Annotated in this window: 15 protein-coding genes and 1 tRNA gene; 9 read left to right on the top strand and 7 right to left on the bottom strand. The window is 67.3% G+C overall.

Annotation, left to right across the window (positions count from 1 at the left end):
* The first annotated feature begins 64 nt into the window (after window positions 1-64).
* The gene (locus ACSSV8_RS02795) at window positions 65-355 is read left to right on the top strand and encodes a hypothetical protein (protein WP_354537119.1); all 291 of its coding nucleotides are present in this window, start codon (window positions 65-67) and stop codon (window positions 353-355) included.
* A gap of 16 nt (window positions 356-371) precedes the next feature.
* Here ACSSV8_RS02795 and ACSSV8_RS02790 read toward each other — a convergent pair whose 3' ends face one another.
* A complete protein-coding gene (locus ACSSV8_RS02790; RefSeq protein ID WP_354537118.1) occupies window positions 372-578 on the bottom strand; it encodes a cold-shock protein in 207 nt (68 codons plus the stop codon).
* Between the two features lie 164 nt (window positions 579-742).
* Here ACSSV8_RS02790 and ACSSV8_RS02785 point away from each other — a divergent pair, with 164 nt between their 5' ends.
* The gene (locus tag ACSSV8_RS02785; RefSeq protein ID WP_454281441.1) at window positions 743-1,063 is read left to right on the top strand and encodes an arsenate reductase family protein; all 321 of its coding nucleotides are present in this window, start codon (window positions 743-745) and stop codon (window positions 1,061-1,063) included.
* A gap of 3 nt (window positions 1,064-1,066) precedes the next feature.
* Window positions 1,067-1,435, top strand: coding sequence for a hypothetical protein (locus ACSSV8_RS02780; protein WP_454281440.1), 369 nt, complete (start codon window positions 1,067-1,069; stop codon window positions 1,433-1,435).
* 96 nt (window positions 1,436-1,531) lie between these two features.
* On the opposite strand, the gene ACSSV8_RS02775 is transcribed toward ACSSV8_RS02780, so the two are convergent.
* Window positions 1,532-3,346, bottom strand: a complete 1,815-nt coding sequence (locus tag ACSSV8_RS02775) for a M3 family oligoendopeptidase (protein WP_454281439.1) — start codon at window positions 3,344-3,346, stop codon at window positions 1,532-1,534.
* A 142-nt stretch (window positions 3,347-3,488) separates the two neighbouring features.
* Between ACSSV8_RS02775 and ACSSV8_RS02770 the strand changes: the two genes are divergently transcribed.
* Window positions 3,489-4,436 carry a hypothetical protein gene (locus tag ACSSV8_RS02770; protein ID WP_454281438.1) on the top strand — a complete coding sequence of 316 codons (948 nt, stop codon included), beginning with the start codon at window positions 3,489-3,491 and terminating at the stop codon, window positions 4,434-4,436.
* Here the strand turns inward: ACSSV8_RS02770 and ACSSV8_RS02765 are convergent.
* Together ACSSV8_RS02765 and ACSSV8_RS02760 are read right to left on the bottom strand one after the other, a co-directional pair.
* The gene (locus ACSSV8_RS02765; RefSeq protein ID WP_454281437.1) at window positions 4,433-6,025 is read right to left on the bottom strand and encodes an ATP-dependent DNA ligase; all 1,593 of its coding nucleotides are present in this window, start codon (window positions 6,023-6,025) and stop codon (window positions 4,433-4,435) included. The two genes, ACSSV8_RS02770 and ACSSV8_RS02765, sit on opposite strands and share 4 nt — an antisense overlap.
* Complete coding sequence (locus tag ACSSV8_RS02760) at window positions 6,022-7,017, bottom strand: ligase-associated DNA damage response exonuclease (protein ID WP_454281436.1); 996 nt, start codon at window positions 7,015-7,017, stop codon at window positions 6,022-6,024. The genes ACSSV8_RS02765 and ACSSV8_RS02760 overlap by 4 nt, the downstream gene beginning before the upstream one ends.
* A gap of 97 nt (window positions 7,018-7,114) precedes the next feature.
* Between ACSSV8_RS02760 and ACSSV8_RS02755 the strand changes: the two genes are divergently transcribed.
* The gene (locus ACSSV8_RS02755) at window positions 7,115-7,942 is read left to right on the top strand and encodes a fumarylacetoacetate hydrolase family protein (protein WP_454281435.1); all 828 of its coding nucleotides are present in this window, start codon (window positions 7,115-7,117) and stop codon (window positions 7,940-7,942) included.
* Between the two features lie 25 nt (window positions 7,943-7,967).
* Here ACSSV8_RS02755 and ACSSV8_RS02750 read toward each other — a convergent pair whose 3' ends face one another.
* Together ACSSV8_RS02750 and ACSSV8_RS02745 are read right to left on the bottom strand one after the other, a co-directional pair.
* A complete protein-coding gene (locus ACSSV8_RS02750) occupies window positions 7,968-8,927 on the bottom strand; it encodes an alpha/beta hydrolase (RefSeq protein WP_354537110.1) in 960 nt (319 codons plus the stop codon).
* Window positions 8,927-9,217 (bottom strand): SCP2 sterol-binding domain-containing protein, encoded by a 291-nt coding sequence (locus tag ACSSV8_RS02745; RefSeq protein WP_354537109.1) that lies wholly within the window; start codon window positions 9,215-9,217, stop codon window positions 8,927-8,929. The genes ACSSV8_RS02750 and ACSSV8_RS02745 overlap by 1 nt, the downstream gene beginning before the upstream one ends.
* 82 nt (window positions 9,218-9,299) lie before the next feature.
* Here ACSSV8_RS02745 and ACSSV8_RS02740 point away from each other — a divergent pair, with 82 nt between their 5' ends.
* Both ACSSV8_RS02740 and ACSSV8_RS02735 read left to right on the top strand, forming a co-directional pair.
* Complete coding sequence (locus ACSSV8_RS02740; RefSeq protein ID WP_454281434.1) at window positions 9,300-9,848, top strand: tetratricopeptide repeat protein; 549 nt, start codon at window positions 9,300-9,302, stop codon at window positions 9,846-9,848.
* 45 nt (window positions 9,849-9,893) lie between these two features.
* Window positions 9,894-12,764 (top strand): helicase-related protein, encoded by a 2,871-nt coding sequence (locus ACSSV8_RS02735; protein ID WP_454281433.1) that lies wholly within the window; start codon window positions 9,894-9,896, stop codon window positions 12,762-12,764.
* A gap of 20 nt (window positions 12,765-12,784) precedes the next feature.
* Here ACSSV8_RS02735 and ACSSV8_RS02730 read toward each other — a convergent pair whose 3' ends face one another.
* The gene (locus tag ACSSV8_RS02730; RefSeq protein ID WP_454281432.1) at window positions 12,785-13,660 is read right to left on the bottom strand and encodes a hypothetical protein; all 876 of its coding nucleotides are present in this window, start codon (window positions 13,658-13,660) and stop codon (window positions 12,785-12,787) included.
* A gap of 131 nt (window positions 13,661-13,791) precedes the next feature.
* Here ACSSV8_RS02730 and ACSSV8_RS02725 point away from each other — a divergent pair.
* Both ACSSV8_RS02725 and ACSSV8_RS02720 read left to right on the top strand, forming a co-directional pair.
* Window positions 13,792-13,867: transfer RNA gene (locus tag ACSSV8_RS02725), tRNA-Thr, on the top strand.
* Between the two features lie 95 nt (window positions 13,868-13,962).
* Window positions 13,963-14,613 carry a histidine phosphatase family protein gene (locus ACSSV8_RS02720; RefSeq protein WP_354537105.1) on the top strand — a complete coding sequence of 217 codons (651 nt, stop codon included), beginning with the start codon at window positions 13,963-13,965 and terminating at the stop codon, window positions 14,611-14,613.
* Window positions 14,614-14,620 lie beyond the last annotated feature (7 nt).

Here is a 14,620-nt window from a genome sequence, read left to right as displayed (position 1 = left end):
GAAATTGACAGGGGCCGCGCATCGCTTACCATCGCGGCGGATTAACCGTAGTTGAGGGGGTTTCATGCGTCCGTTTTCCGCGAAGATCATGACCGCGCTGGCGCTTGCCTGTCTGGCAGCACCCGCGCTTGCGCAGGGGCCGCGCGTCTATGCCTATGACAGCAAGGCGAATTTCTGCCCTGCCGGGCTTCAACCGGTGAGCATCAACGGCACCATCTGCTGCGGCGTGCCCAATCAGGCGCAAAGCTATCAGGAGGCCATGCGCCACCCGGTGAGCACGCGCATTCACCATGTGGCCCGCAGCGCGCGCCCGCGTTACGACGATTGCCCGCCGGGGTCGAAGGGCTGCAACTGAGCGCGCGGGGCCGCTCTCAGAGCAGTCGCAGGTCCGAGGCCATCTGCCGCCCGTCGCGGCCGTCGCGAAGCTCGAACCCGACTTTCTGATTGTCGGCAAGGCCGGTGAGCCCCGACCGCTCCACCGCCGAGATATGCACGAACACGTCCTTGCCGCCGTCATCGGGGGCGATAAATCCGTAGCCCTTTGTGGTATTGAACCATTTCACGGTGCCTGTCGGCATGCCGCTCTCCTTCGTCTGCGCGTCCCCGGAAGTATGCCGGGCCATATGCGCCAGGTCGCAGGCGCATGGCCCGATGATTGCACCGCCATTGTAAAAATCAAGCGAAACCCCGTGACGGGCCGGGCGCGGCGCGCTAAGAGGGGGGCCGGATACGAGGGCTTGCGATGATCCTTTATGGACTTAAAACCTGCGATACCTGCCGCAAGGCATTGAAATCCCTTGGAGATGCTGAATTTCGCGATGTCCGCGCCGATGGGCTGCCCGAAAATGTCGCACGCGCCGCGCATGATCGGTTCGGGGCCGCGCTGGTGAACCGGCAATCGACGTCATGGCGCGGTCTCAGCGAGGCGGAGCGGGCGGGCGATCCGCTGGCGCTCATCGCCGCGCATCCCGCGCTGATGAAGCGCCCCTTGATCGAGGCGGGGGGGCGGCTCTATCTCGGCTGGGGCAAGGATGTTCAGGACGCCCTTTTGGGAGACGGATAGGCGATGCGCAGCGCGGCGATGGTTCTGGGGGTGATCGGTGGCTGTCTTGCGGTGCTCGTGGGCTTCTTCAGCTACGGCTATACCGAGGTGGTGGGCCGCTATGGCGAGGTTGAGGGGCTGCTTCATCAGGTGCGTGACCCCGCGCTCATCCGCACGGCAAGCTTCATGGCCCCTTTGCTTGCGATTGCGGGCGGGGCCATGGCCCGGATGCGCGCGCTCTGGGGCGGCGTGTTGCTGCTCGTGTCGGCGGGGCTGATGTATGTCGCGTTCGGCTTTGGCGTCTTTACCATGTTTCCCATCGGCATGACGGGACTGGCCGGGGTGCTGGCGCTGGCCGCGGGCAAACCGGATGAGCCGAAGGCGCATTTCTGAAAAGGCGGGCCGGGCCGGTGACCGGGTGATGGCCCGCCCGACCTTGTCAAGTCGGGCCGGGCGGTCTGTGCGCTTTTGCCAGGGCGTCGGGCGTCTTTAACCCTCCATCGCCTCCAACTCGTCGATCATGCCTTCGATCATCGATAGCCCCTTGTCCCAGAAAGCCGGGTCGCTGGCGTCAAGGCCGAAGGGGGCGAGCAATTCCTTGTGGTGCTTGGAGCCGCCTGCGCGCAGCATGTCGAAATATTTCTCCTCGAAGCCCTCGGGCGCGGCCTCGTAGGCCGCATAAAGCGCGTTCACGAGGCCATCGCCGAAGGCATAGGCGTAGACGTAGAAGGGCGAATGGACGAAATGCGGGATATAGGCCCAGAAGGTCTCATACCCGTCCATGAAGTCGAACGCCTCGCCCAGGCTCTCGGCCTGCACCGACATCCAGAGCGCATTGATGTCCTCGGGCGTGAGTTCCCCCTCGCGGCGCGCGGCATGCAGCTTGCACTCGAAATCGTAAAAGGCGATCTGGCGCACGACCGTGTTGATCATGTCCTCGACCTTGCCCGCCAGGAGCACCTTGCGCTCGGCTTCGGTCTTCGCCCCTGCGAGCAGACGGCGAAAGGTCAGCATCTCGCCAAAGACACTTGCCGTTTCGGCCAGGGTCAGCGGGGTGGAGGCCAGAAGCTCGCCCTGCGGGGCCGCCAGCCGCTGATGCACGCCGTGGCCCAGCTCATGCGCCAGCGTCATCACGTCGCGCGGCTTGCCCAGATAGTTGAGCATCACATAAGGGTGCGCATCGGTCACGGTGGGATGGGCAAAGGCCCCCGGCGCCTTGCCCGGCTTCACGCCCGCGTCGATCCAGCCTTTCTCGAAGAACGGCGCGGCGAGATCGGCCATTTCGGGGGCGAAACCGGCATAGGCGGCCATCACCGTCTCGCGCGCCTCCTCCCAGCCGATGAGGCGGGTTTCCTCCATCGGCAGCGGCGCATTGCGGTCCCAGACCTGCATCCGCTCAAGGCCCAGCCATTTGCGCTTGAGCTCGTAATAGCGGTGCGAGAGGCGCGGATAGGCGGCCACGACCGCGCCCCGCAGCGCCTCGACCACCTCCGGCTCGACATCGTTCGACAGGTGTCGCCCGGTCTGTGCGGTCGGCATCTTGCGCCAGCGGTCGAGCACCTCCTTTTCCTTGGCCTGCGTGTTGTGGATACGGGCGAAGGTGCGGATATTCTCGCCGAATACACGCGCGAGTTCGCGCGCGGCCGCCTCGCGTTTGCTGCGGTCATGGTCGGTCAGCAGGTTGAGCGTGCCCTCGATGGTCAGATCCTCGCCATCGACGCTGAACGAAAGCCCCGCGATGGTCTCATCGAAAAGCCGCTCCCACGCGTCGCCGACAACGCCCAGATCGTGCAGGAACTTTTCCAGCTCATCCGAGAGCTGATGCGGCTTCATCGCCCGGATACGGCGCAGCGCGGGAGCATAGCGCGCGAGATCGGCGTTCGCGGCATACATCGCGTCAAGCGCCGCCGCGTCCAGCCGGTTCAGTTCCAGCGAGAAGAACACCAGCGGCGTGGTGTAAGTCGTCACCTTCTCCTGACAATCCGAAAGGAACTTGGCCCGCGCGCCATCGGTCGTCTGCTGGTAATAGCGCAGCCCCGCATAGGACATGATCCGCCCTGCCACCCGGCTGATCGCCTCGTCGCGGTGCAGGCAGTCAAGCAATCCGGCGGCGTCGAGATCCGCCAGCTTGCCCTCGTAATCACTGGCGAAATCCGCGCAGGCACCGCGCAGCCAGTCCAGATCGCGCGCCAGTTCAGGCGCGTCGGGGCTCTGGTAGAGGTCGCTCAGGTCCCATTCCGGCAGACGGCCCAGATCCTTGCCTCCCGAGGCGGTATTGGCGTCAAAGACGGGTTTCACGGTCATGTCACGCTCCTTGTCAGTGCTTTGCCGCAGAGGTAGCGCGCGGGCGGGCGGATGTATATGCGCCGGGGTCGAGAGGCATGAAAAAATCTGCCCGAACGCGGCGAATCCCTTTAACATCCTGTGCAAAAGGGAGGATTGGATCATGTCTGACATTCTGAAGAACCCGGTTGCGGTCGGGGTTGGCGGTGGCGTCGTGGGGCTTTTGCTCGGATCGCTTCTGTCGCTCTCGGCGATCGACAGCAAGGTGCGCACCGGCGTGGAGCGCGCCATGGGACCGGTGACCGAGGCGGCGCAGGGGGACAAGGACGTGCTCGCCGGTCTGTCGGACCGTCTCGCGGCGCTGGAGACGGCGGTGACGGGCACCGCCGGGGACGCGGTTGCCGTGACCGAAGAGGCCATGGCGGCCTTTGGCGCGCGTCTCGGTGCGCTTGAAGGCCGGATCGAGGGGGTGGCCGCCGATCTTGGCGCGCGCATTTCCGAGACCGCCTCGGAGCAGGTGGCGGCGCTGCGTGGCGCGCTTGACGCGCGGCCCGCGCCGGAACCTGCCCCCGCGCCGGAGGTTGCGGCGGCCCCGTCGCACGCCGCGAACATCGAAGGGCTGAGCGACGCCGGCGCGGCGCGCGGCGTGGGGCAAACCTTTGTGCTTGCGGGCGGCGCGGTGCGGGCCTTCGTGCAGCGGCTCGACGCCGGGGCGGGCGCGGCGCGGCTCTCGGTCAATGGCGCGACCTCGGATCTTTCGGTGGGCGAAACGTTGGTGGTCAGTCACGCGGGCGGGGCCTGCCGCCTCGGGCTTGCGGGCGTCGGGGCGGACGGCGTGCGGCTTGTCTCGGATTGCGACAACGCGGGCGGGGGCGATGCGCTCGGCACGGCCTATTCTCCCGGCGAGATGGCCATTCTGGGCGACGGGCTGTTGCGGGTCTTCGTTTCGGGCGCGATCGGCGACCGGGCGCGGCTGGCGATCAACGGGCTTGAGACCGAGCTTGTCGGCGTCGGCGAGAGGCGGAGCGTCACGATCGTCGGGCGCGGCTGTTCGCTGAGCGTGACCGGGATTCGCGGCACATCCGTGCTGCTCGACGGGGGCTGCTCCTAACCGAAAAGCGCCAGCATCGCGCGCAGGTCGGCAAGGGTATCGGCTTCGGTCGGCGGCTTGTCCCGACGCCAGCGCGCGATGCGCGGAAAGCGCAGCGCCACGCCGGATTTGTGTCGCGGGCTGGCCTGTATGCCCTCGAAGGCGATTTCGAACACCTGTTCGGGGCGCACCTGCCGCACCGGGCCGAAACGGTCCAGCGTATTCTTGCGCACCCATGCGGTAATCTGGCGAAACTCGGCATCGGTCAGACCGGAATAGGCCTTGGTGAAGGGCAAGAGCGTGTCGCCGTCCCGGACCGCGAAGGTGAAATCGGTATAGAGATTGGCGCGCCGCCCGTGGCCCGCCTGCGCATAGATCATCACCGCGTCGATGGTCAGCGGATCGAGTTTCCATTTCCACCAGTCACCTCTTTTGCGGCCCGCGTGATAGGGGCCGCTGCGCCGCTTGAGCATCAGCCCCTCGGCGCGGTGGGTGCGGGCGGTGGCGCGGATGGCAACCAGATCGGTCCATGAGGTGTAGGGGATCGTCGGCGAGGGGCGCAGGGGGGCTTCGGGCGGCAGGGCGCGCACGAGGGTTTCCAGCCGTGCGCGGCGCTCGGCAAGAGGCAGGGCGCGCAGGTCGCGGCCATCCTGTTCCAAGAGGTCATAGGCCATCAGGATCACAGGGGCCTCGGTCAGCAGTTTCTTCGGCACGGTCTTGCGGGTGATCCGCTTTTGAAGCGCGGCAAAGGGCAGGGGGGCGGTGCCGTCATGCGCCAGCACCTCGCCGTCGATCACGGTGCCGTCGGGCAAGAGCCTGCGCAAATCGGCCAGTTCGGGGAAGCGGTCGGTCATCAACTCTTCGCCGCGCGACCAGATAAAGACCTGCCCGCCCCGCGCGATCACCTGTCCGCGAATGCCGTCCCATTTCCATTCCGCCAGCCAGTCATCCGGCGGCCCAAGGCTCTCGGGCGCTTCCTCCAGCCCGTAGGCAAGGCAGAAGGGATAGGGGCGCGACAGGCTGTCGCCGGGGTCATGGCTCTCGATCAGATCGGCCCATGTGGTGCTGTCGGGTGACCAGTCGCCCATCAGCCGATGCGCCAGTTCCGCCGGGTCGCGCCCGGTGGCCTGCGCCAGCGCGCGCGTCATCAGCCCGGCGCTGACGCCGACGCGGAACCCGCCGGTGATGAGCTTGTTGAAGACCAGACGTTCCAGCGGCTCTAGCCCCTCCCAGGCCGCCAGCACCTGCGCCTTGCGGGTGCTGTCATCGGCGTCTTTCAGGGCGCGCAGGTGGTCGATCCATGCGCCAAGGCTCGCGTCATGGGAGGTCGAGGGCGGCGGCAGGACAAGGGCGATGGTCTCGGCCAGATCGCCCACCACCGCATAGCTGTCCTCGAAGAGCCACAGCGGGATGCCCGCGCGTTCGGCGGCCCATTCGCGCAGGCGCGTCGTGGTGATGGCGCGTTTCGGGCGGCGGCCGGAGAAAAGCGCGATGGCCCAGAGGCGGTCAGGGTCGGGGGCGGTGCGGTAATACCCGGCCAGCGCCGCGAGTTTGGTCGTGGTGCGCGTGGTCTGGTCGAGCGTGGCGAAGAGTGCGGCGAACGCCTTCATGCCTCCTCCTCCAGCGTCTCGCCGGTGAATTCGGTGCGCAGCACGCGCGCGTCATACCCCTGATCGGAGAGCCAGCGGGCGAAGACCTCCGTATAGCCGTGGGTGACATGGATGGTCTCTGCCCCGGTTTCGGCAATGGCGCGGTTGAGACCCGCCCAGTCGGCGTGGTCGGAGAGGACAAACCCACGGTCGGCGGCGCGCCTGCGGCGCACGCCCCGCAGCCGCATCCAGCCGCTTGCCAGCGCGGTGGAGGCGGGACGGAAGCGCCGCGCCCACGGCCCCGCCAGCGCGCCCGGCGGGGCCAGAACCAGCGCGCCCTGCCAAGCGCGCAGGTCAGTCTCGGGGGTGACATGGCGGGTCTCGGGCAGGGCGAAGCCCTGTGCGCGCAGCACCGCGTTGGTGGCCTCGATGGCCCCATGCGTCAGGATCGGCGCGATGCTCGGGTCAAGCATCGCAAGCACCCGCTGCGCCTTGCCAAGCGCATAGGCGCCAAGCAGCGAAAACCGCCCCTCGGCGGCGTTGGCAGCCCACCATGCGTTGATGTCGCGCGCCACCCCGGCGGGGTCCGGCCAGTCGAAGACCGGCAGGCCGAAGGTGCATTCGGTCACGAACTGATGACAGCGCACTGGCTCGAACGGGGTCGAGAGCGGATCATGCTCCAGTTTGTAATCGCCCGACACGACCCAGACCTCGCCCGCCACCTCGACCCGGATCTGCGCCGATCCGGGGACATGGCCTGCGGGGTGGAACGAGACGCGCGCCGCGCCGATCCGGCGCATCTCGCCATAGCGGATCGTATCCAGCGTGAGTGCGCCAAGCCGGTGGCGCATCACGGGCGCGGCAATATCGGTGGCAAGATAGGCGCCATGCCCGCCGCGTGCATGATCGGCATGGCCATGGGTAATGAGCGCCCGCGCGACCGGGCGCCAGGGGTCGATGTGAAAATCGCCGGCCGGGCAATAAAGGCCGTTCGGAGTGAGCGTCAGGACCATGTTACAATCCTAGCGCGGCGCGCAGGCGGGGCCAGCCCTTGCGCCGGGGCGCGGGCGGGATATGGTGCGCAGGTAACGCAAGACGGAGGGACAGGCGATGCGGTTTGCACGATATGGTGCGCGGGGAGAGGAGCGGCCCGCGGTGCTCGACGGCGCGGGGCGGCTCAGGGATCTGTCGGGCGTGGTGCCCGATCTGGCGGGCGCGGTGCTGGGCAACCTGCCGCGCGTCGATCCCGAGACGCTGCCGCTGGTCGAGGGCGCGCCGCGCCTCGGCGTCCCGGTGGCGGGCGTGGGCAAGCTTGTCGGTATCGGCCTCAACTACAGTGATCACGCCGCCGAACTCGGGGCCGAGCCGCCGACGGAACCGGTGGTCTTTCTCAAGGCGATCACGGCGCTCAATGGTCCGAACGATCCGGTGATCCTGCCGCGCGGCGCGCAGAAGGGCGACTGGGAGGTAGAGCTTGGCATCGTCATCGGCACCCGCGCCACATACGTGACCGAGGCCGAGGCGATGGCCCATGTGGCGGGGTTCACCATCTTCAACGATGTCTCCGAGCGCGCGCTGCAACTCGAAGGTTCGGGGCAATGGACCAAGGGCAAGAGCGCGGACACGTTCGCGCCGGTCGGGCCATGGCTTGTCACGCCCGACGAGGTGGACACGCAGGCGCTCGAGCTTGTGACCGAGGTGAACGGCGCGGCCATGCAGACCGGCAACACGTCGCGCATGATCTTCGGCGTGGCCGAGATCGTCGCCTATCTCAGCACCCTGATGACGCTCGAGCCGGGCGATATCATCGCCACGGGCACGCCACCGGGGGTGGGCATGGGGCACAAGCCGCCGCGCTTCCTCAAAGACGGCGACGAGATGGTGTTGCGCATCACCGGGCTGGGCGAGCAACATGTGAGGGTGCAGGCAGGAGGCTGAGGCGGTCCGGAGCGCGCGGGCCCTCTCAGGACACCGCGCGCGCCGGTGCCATGCCCGCGCTGTCGTAGAAGTCACAGATCAGCCCGAAGAGCCGCGCCCGCATCGCGGGCGTGTCCATCAGCGTCTCGTGCCGTCCGCCGGGGACAATCTCGAACCGGACGCCGGGCCAATGGGCCATGCGGTCATGGATGCGGCGCGGATCGACGATCTCCTCGTCGCTGCCCAGAAGCGTGAGACAGGGCAGGGCGGGCGAGGGGCGGCGGGCAAGCGCGCGCATCTCCATCAGCGCCTCGTGCAGCCAGCGCAGGCTCGGGCCGCCGATGCCAAGCTCGGGATGCGCCTCGAGCTGGCGGGCCATGTAGCCCCACATCTCGCGGTCATTGGTCAGCTTGTTGGTTTCGAACGGCTCCGACAGGACGTAATGCTCTGCCCCGGTGCTGGGCGCGTAGACATGATCGAGGCAAAGCCGCCGCGCGCCCCACCCAAGCGACCAGGCGAAGGGGCGCAGCGCCGCACCCATCTGGATGCCCCACATCGGCCCGGAAAAGACGACGCTTTTGACGTCAAGCCCCGCCATGACCGCGCGCAGACCGATACAGCCGCCCATGGAATGCGCCAGCAGATGCCAGGGGCGCGGCAGATCGAGCGCCTGCGCCGCCGCGATCATCGCGGCCACGTCCTGCTGATAGTCGATGAAGTGATGGACATGACCGGCCATGGTGTCGCCGGTCAGCCGGTCGGCCAGTCCCTGCCCGCGCCAGTCCACCGCCAGCGTGGCATAGCCGTGCGCGGCAAAGTCCCGCGCCGCGCGGCCGTATTTCTCGACATATTCGGTGCGCCCCGGAAAGAGCAGCACCGTGCCCTTCGTGGCTGCCCGGTGCCAGAGACCCACGCGAATGCGCGGCCCGTCCACCGTGCGCAGCCAGAAGGCGGCCCCGTCACCGGGACCGTCCGCCACCTCGGAGAAAAGCGGCGCAGCCTCCATCAGGCGAGGACGCTGCCAAGCTTCATCGCCATGCCCATGTCGCCATCGACAGAGAGGCGCCCCGACATGAACGCCGCCGTCGGGTCGAGATCGCCCGAGAGAATCGCCTGGAACGTCTCGGTATCGGCCGAAAGGGTCACGTCGGTCTCATCGTCGGCGGCGCGCGCGCCGGAGGCGTCGAGCACGATGCCGCCCTCGCCCTCGATCACGAATTTCGCGGAGCCGTCAAAACCTTCGTCACCCATCTTTTCGTTGAGCGCCTTCACGGCGGCTGCAATCACGTCGCTCATTTCTGTGTCCTTTCACGTTTGCGATGACGGGGCTTTGCATCCCGCCAATCCGCGCTACACTAGGCACGTTATGGGAGACGTCATGAAACATCTCAACCGTATCGTCGCGGCAGGTCTGGCGGTAGTCATGTTTTCCCTACCTCTCGGGGCGCAGGAAAACCGGCTTGACGACCTCTTCGCGCAGCTTTCCGGGGCAGACCCGGCCGAGGCGCGGCGCGTTGCCGCGGAGATCGAGCTTGAACTGTCGCGCTCGGGCTCTCCGGCGATGGACCTTCTGTTGCGCCGTGGCGAGGACGCGATCGAGGCGGGCGATCTGGCCATGGCGGTCGAACATCTGAGCGCCGCCATAGATCACGCGCCGGATTTCGCCGAAGCCTGGCACCTGCGCTCCATCGCCTTTTACCGGCAGGAGCGGTATGGGCTGGCGCTTCATGACATCGAGCGGGTACTGGCACTTGAGCCGCGCCATTTCAACGCGATCTACGGGCTGGGCGTGATCCTCGACAAGATGGACCGTCCCGAATTGGCGCATGATGCCCTGATGCGCGCCCAAGCTATACATCCTCACCACGAAGAGATAGGCACGACCCTGGAACGCGTGTCGCGCAAGCTGGGTGGCGCGACGCTCTGAGCGGGCGCACAAGGCCCGGACGCACAGGCAAGAGGAACGGGGCGGATGTCCGAGCAGTCGAGAATCCTCGCGGTTCTGGGCCCGACCAATACCGGCAAGACCCATTACGCCATCGAGCGGATGCTGGGCTACCGCACCGGGATCATCGGGCTGCCGCTGCGCCTGCTGGCGCGCGAGGTCTATGACAAGATCGTGGCCGCGCGCGGCCCATCGGTGGTGGCGCTTGTCACCGGCGAGGAACGCATTGTTCCGCCGCGCGCGCAATACTGGGTCTGCACCGTCGAGGCGATGCCGGAGGGGATGGGCACGGATTTCGTCGCCATCGACGAGATCCAGCTTTGCGCGGACCCCGAGCGCGGCCATGTCTTCACCGACCGCCTGCTTCGGATGCGCGGGACACGCGAGACGCAGTTTCTGGGCAGCCATACGATGCGGCCCACCATTGCCGCGCTGGTGCCGGGGGTGGAGTTTCTGGGCCGCGAACGCATGTCGCAACTCAGCTATACCGGCCCGCGCAAGATTTCGCGCATGCCCGCGCGCAGCGCCATCGTCGGCTTTTCGGTGGAGAACGTCTATGCCATCGCCGAGTTGATCCGGCGGCAAAAGGGCGGGGCGGCGGTGGTGATGGGCGCGCTCAGCCCGCGCACGCGCAACGCGCAGGTGGCGCTTTATCAGAATGGCGATGTGGATTACCTGGTGGCGACGGACGCCATCGGCATGGGCCTCAACCTCGATATCGATCATGTGGCGTTCTCGTCGCTGACCAAGTTCGACGGGACGCGGATGCGCCCGCTTTTCCCGCATGAGCTGGGCCAGATCGCGGGCCGTGCGGGGCGGGGCATGCGCGACGGCACCTTCGGCGTGACCGGCGAGGCCCCCGATCTGGAGCCGGACCTCGCGCAGGCGATCACCGACCACCGCTTTGCCCCGGTGCGCAAGCTGGAATGGCGCAACGCGCGGCTTGCCTTCGGCTCTGCACAGGCGCTCATCGCGTCGCTGGAAGCGCGGCCCGAACATGAATTGCTTGTGCGTGCCCGCGAAGCGGACGATCTGGCCGCGCTCAAGACGCTCGCAGATGTGCCGGATGTGCGCGCGCGCGCCATGGGTGCCCCTGCCGTGCGCTTGCTGTGGGATGTCTGCCGCATTCCCGATTTTCGCGGCATCAGCGCCGCCGAGCACGCCAGCCTTCTGGAGCGCATCTTTTGCGACCTGCACGAGCTTGGCCGCGTGCCCGATGACTGGCTGGGCCAGCAGATCCACCGCATCGACCGCGTGGATGGCGATATCGACACGCTGTCGAAACGTCTCGCGCATATCCGCACCTGGACCTATGTCGCACAGCGCAAGGGATGGGTGGATGACGAAACCCATTGGCGAGAGGCGACGCGCGCTGTAGAAGACCGCCTGTCGGACGCGCTGCATGGGGCGCTGACCCAGAGATTTGTGGACCGGCGCACATCCGTGCTGATGCGCCGGCTCAAGCAGAAGGAGGCCATGGTGGCCGAAGTGAACGATCAGGGCGCGGTCAGCGTCGAAGGCGAATTCGTGGGCCGTCTCGAAGGGTTCCGCTTTATCCGTGACAAGGCCGCCGCCGGTCAGGAGGCGCGCACGCTGGAGCAGGCCAGCCTTGCCGCGCTCGCCCCGCATTTCCATCTCAAGGCGGATCGCTTCTACAACGCGCCCGATACCGAGATCGACTTTACCGAGCAGGGCGGCCTCCTGTGGGGCAAGGACGCGGTGGGCAAGCTGGTGGCCGGGGCGGACCCGATGAAGCCGCTGGCCACGGCCTTCGTGGATGACGAGGCCGGGCCGGATATCGCCGCCAAGGTGCAGCGCCGCCTGCAACATTTCATCGACCGCAAGGTGACGACGCTGTTCGAGCCGCTGACCGCGATCAGCCGCGACGAGACGCTGAGCGGCATGGCGCGCGGCTTCGGCTTTCGCCTTGTCGAGGCGATGGGGGTGATCCCGCGCGGCGACGTGGCAGAGGAGGTCAAGGCGCTCGATCAGGAGGCGCGCGGCGCGTTGCGCAAGCATGGCGTGCGCTTCGGGCAGTTCACCGTTTTTCTGCCGCTTCTGCTCAAGCCCGCGCCGACGCGGCTGCGGCTGGTGCTGTGGTCGCTCAGCACCGGGCTGGACGAGTTCCCCGAGGCCCCGCCGCCGGGCCTGGTGACCGTGCCCGCTCAGACGGGCGCGCCGCGGGGCTACTTCACCATGGCGGGTTATCGCGCGGCGGGCGAGCGGGCGATTCGCATCGACATGCTGGAGCGGCTGGCCGACATGCTGCGCAGCGCCGATACACGCGCCGGTTTCGAGGCGACGCCGGACATGCTCTCGATCACCGGCATGACGCTGGAACAGTTTGCCGGATTGATGCAGGGGCTGGGCTACCGCGCCGAGAAGGCCGAGCGTGAGAAGGTCAAGCCGGTGGATCAGGCCATGGCCGAGGCCCCCGCCGATGCCGCAACCGAGGCGGAGCCCGCGCCCGAGACCGTCGAGCAAGCGGCCGAGGCCATTCCCGACGCGGGCGTATCGCCGCTGGCGGAAGAACCGAACCCCGAGGCCGAAATTGCCGCAGAGATCAGCGAAGCCCCCGAGGCCGACCTGACACCCGGCGAGACACCCGAGGTAGCCGCGCCCGAAATCGAGGTGTTCTATACCTTCACATGGGCCCCGCGCAGCCGCCGCCCCGAGCGCCCCGCACAGGCTGAGGGCCATAACCGTGGCGAACGCGCCAAACCGGGCAAGAAGTCCGGCGGCGACCGGCCAAGGGGCGGCAAACCCGGCAAAGGCAAGCCGCGTGAGGACCGCGAGGACCGCGCCAAGAGCTTCTCGGCACGTCCCGAGAAAAAGGACCGCATCGACCCCGACAATCCCTTTGCCGCGGCGCTGATGGGACTCAGGACCAAGGGATAGGCGCGCCGCGCCCGCGTTCTTTACGGCGCGATGAACGTGACCCCGTCCATGGCGGCGATGGTCTCCATATCGGCGTCGTAGAGCGCGCTGAGGCGATCGACGAGCGCGGCATCCCAGCCGGGCACGTCAAGCTCTTCCTCGATGGCCGCCTCGTCCGCGAACTTGTCGAGAAACGCCGCCACCACGCGGCGTTTCTGCTCCTCGGTCAGGCCCGGACGGCTTGCGACATAGTCGTGAAAGCGTTTGAGCCCCGGTGCCGACATGATCTCGGGCAGCAGCGCGAATTCACCGGCAAGCGGCGTCTCGGGGTCCACCCCGGCCATCTTGCGCAACACCTCGCCCCAGATCATCGGCGTGTCTTCATTGCACCAGACCGTCAGCGCCATGTCGGGAAAGGCCGCGCGCAGCCGCGCGACCGTTTCGGACCAGCGCAGGGTCATCGGGTCGTCACCGCGCAGAAGGTCGGCCACGGTGGCGAACGGGGTATCCGGCAGCAGCGCGGGCAGAAAGGTCGCCGGGTTGCGCAGCGCCAGAAACAGCTCGATCCCGTCGCCCGCGAACATCTGCCGCAACTGCGCAAGCCGCATCTCGGCGGCGGCATAGAACCGCCCGCTGCCCACGGTCATCTTGGGCGTGCCGAAAAACCCGTGATTGGACAGCACAAGCCGCGCCGTCGCCTCATCGGCCCCGGTCACGCCGAGCACCGAGGCGCGCGCGTCCTCAGGAAGAACATTGGCTTGCGCGGTCTGGAACAATTCCCGAATCGGGCGGCGATAGCTCTCGGGAAGGGGCACGAGCGTGCCGCGCGCGCGCAGCGCCTCGAAATTGTCGCGCAGACAGGTGACGAGCCTGTCCTCATCGGTCATGTGCGCCCCGGCGTGAATGACGACCTGCATACCTCTGATGTGCCTCTTTCGGGTGATTTTGCGCCACTATAAGCCGTTTTCGGCCAAGGAAAACCGCAATCGGCGGGCGCGGCCCGCTTGCCCGCGCCCGCGAATGGCTTTAATCAGCGCGTTATCGACGTGCCGCGTTAGCTCAGCTGGTAGAGCAGCGCTCTTGTAAAGCGAAGGTCGGGGGTTCGATCCCCTCACGCGGCACCACGATCTGACGGGAAATCGCGGACAGTCCGGCGGATGACGCCTTTCCCCCGCTCCGCTCCGGCGCTAACGTCCGGCCCGACAGGCGGAGAGACGCGATGACCGAAATCATTCTGGTGCGGCACGGGCAGGCCAATAGCCACGCCACCGACGAGGCGGGCTATGACCGTCTATCGGCGCTGGGGGTGCAGCAGGCCGAATGGCTGGGGGCGCATCTGCGCGCCACCAATCCGCATTTCGATCACGTCGTCACCGGCACGCTCAACCGCCAGAGAGGCACCGCAGAGGCCATGGGCTATGCAGGGTCCGAGAGCGATGCGCGGCTTGACGAGTTGAGCTATTTCGCGCTGGCACAGGCCGTAGAGGCGCAGCACGGCATTCCCGCGCCTGTCGACGCCACCGAGTTCGCCCGCTACCTGCCGCAGGTCATCACCCATTGGGCCGAGGGCGGGCTGAGCGGCCTGCCCGAGACATTCGACACCTTCACCGCGCGGGTCGCGTCGATCATCGACGATCTGAACGGGGCCGGGGGCCGGGTTCTGGTGGTGACATCGGGCGGCGTCATCGGCATGGTGATGCGACACGCGCTGCATCTGGGAATTCCGGGACTGTCGAAGGTCATGCTTCAGGTGATGAACAGTTCGCTTCACCGGGTGCATCATGTGCACGAGATGCTGATGGTCGGCGCGTTCAACACCACGCCGCATCTCGATACGCCCGACCGCGCCCATGCACGCACATTCATCTGAGAAGGGG

The organism is Roseovarius sp. MBR-79, from assembly GCF_053628555.1.
The sequence above is the reverse complement of the archived record's forward strand: the minus strand, read 5'-3'. Positions and strand labels throughout refer to the sequence as shown.

What these genes read in the sequence shown, in the direction of transcription:
- ACSSV8_RS02795 (WP_354537119.1), top strand. Translation starts at nt 65, where the DNA reads ATGCGTCCGTTTTCCGCGAAGATCATGACCGCGCTGGCGCTTGCCTGT.
- ACSSV8_RS02790 (WP_354537118.1), bottom strand. Translation starts at nt 578, where the DNA reads ATGCCGACAGGCACCGTGAAATGGTTCAATACCACAAAGGGCTACGGA.
- ACSSV8_RS02785 (WP_454281441.1), top strand. Translation starts at nt 743, where the DNA reads ATGATCCTTTATGGACTTAAAACCTGCGATACCTGCCGCAAGGCATTG.
- ACSSV8_RS02780 (WP_454281440.1), top strand. Translation starts at nt 1,067, where the DNA reads ATGCGCAGCGCGGCGATGGTTCTGGGGGTGATCGGTGGCTGTCTTGCG.
- ACSSV8_RS02775 (WP_454281439.1), bottom strand. Translation starts at nt 3,346, where the DNA reads ATGACCGTGAAACCCGTCTTTGACGCCAATACCGCCTCGGGAGGCAAG.
- ACSSV8_RS02770 (WP_454281438.1), top strand. Translation starts at nt 3,489, where the DNA reads ATGTCTGACATTCTGAAGAACCCGGTTGCGGTCGGGGTTGGCGGTGGC.
- ACSSV8_RS02765 (WP_454281437.1), bottom strand. Translation starts at nt 6,025, where the DNA reads ATGAAGGCGTTCGCCGCACTCTTCGCCACGCTCGACCAGACCACGCGC.
- ACSSV8_RS02760 (WP_454281436.1), bottom strand. Translation starts at nt 7,017, where the DNA reads ATGGTCCTGACGCTCACTCCGAACGGCCTTTATTGCCCGGCCGGCGAT.
- ACSSV8_RS02755 (WP_454281435.1), top strand. Translation starts at nt 7,115, where the DNA reads ATGCGGTTTGCACGATATGGTGCGCGGGGAGAGGAGCGGCCCGCGGTG.
- ACSSV8_RS02750 (WP_354537110.1), bottom strand. Translation starts at nt 8,927, where the DNA reads ATGGAGGCTGCGCCGCTTTTCTCCGAGGTGGCGGACGGTCCCGGTGAC.
- ACSSV8_RS02745 (WP_354537109.1), bottom strand. Translation starts at nt 9,217, where the DNA reads ATGAGCGACGTGATTGCAGCCGCCGTGAAGGCGCTCAACGAAAAGATG.
- ACSSV8_RS02740 (WP_454281434.1), top strand. Translation starts at nt 9,300, where the DNA reads ATGAAACATCTCAACCGTATCGTCGCGGCAGGTCTGGCGGTAGTCATG.
- ACSSV8_RS02735 (WP_454281433.1), top strand. Translation starts at nt 9,894, where the DNA reads ATGTCCGAGCAGTCGAGAATCCTCGCGGTTCTGGGCCCGACCAATACC.
- ACSSV8_RS02730 (WP_454281432.1), bottom strand. Translation starts at nt 13,660, where the DNA reads ATGCAGGTCGTCATTCACGCCGGGGCGCACATGACCGATGAGGACAGG.
- ACSSV8_RS02720 (WP_354537105.1), top strand. Translation starts at nt 13,963, where the DNA reads ATGACCGAAATCATTCTGGTGCGGCACGGGCAGGCCAATAGCCACGCC.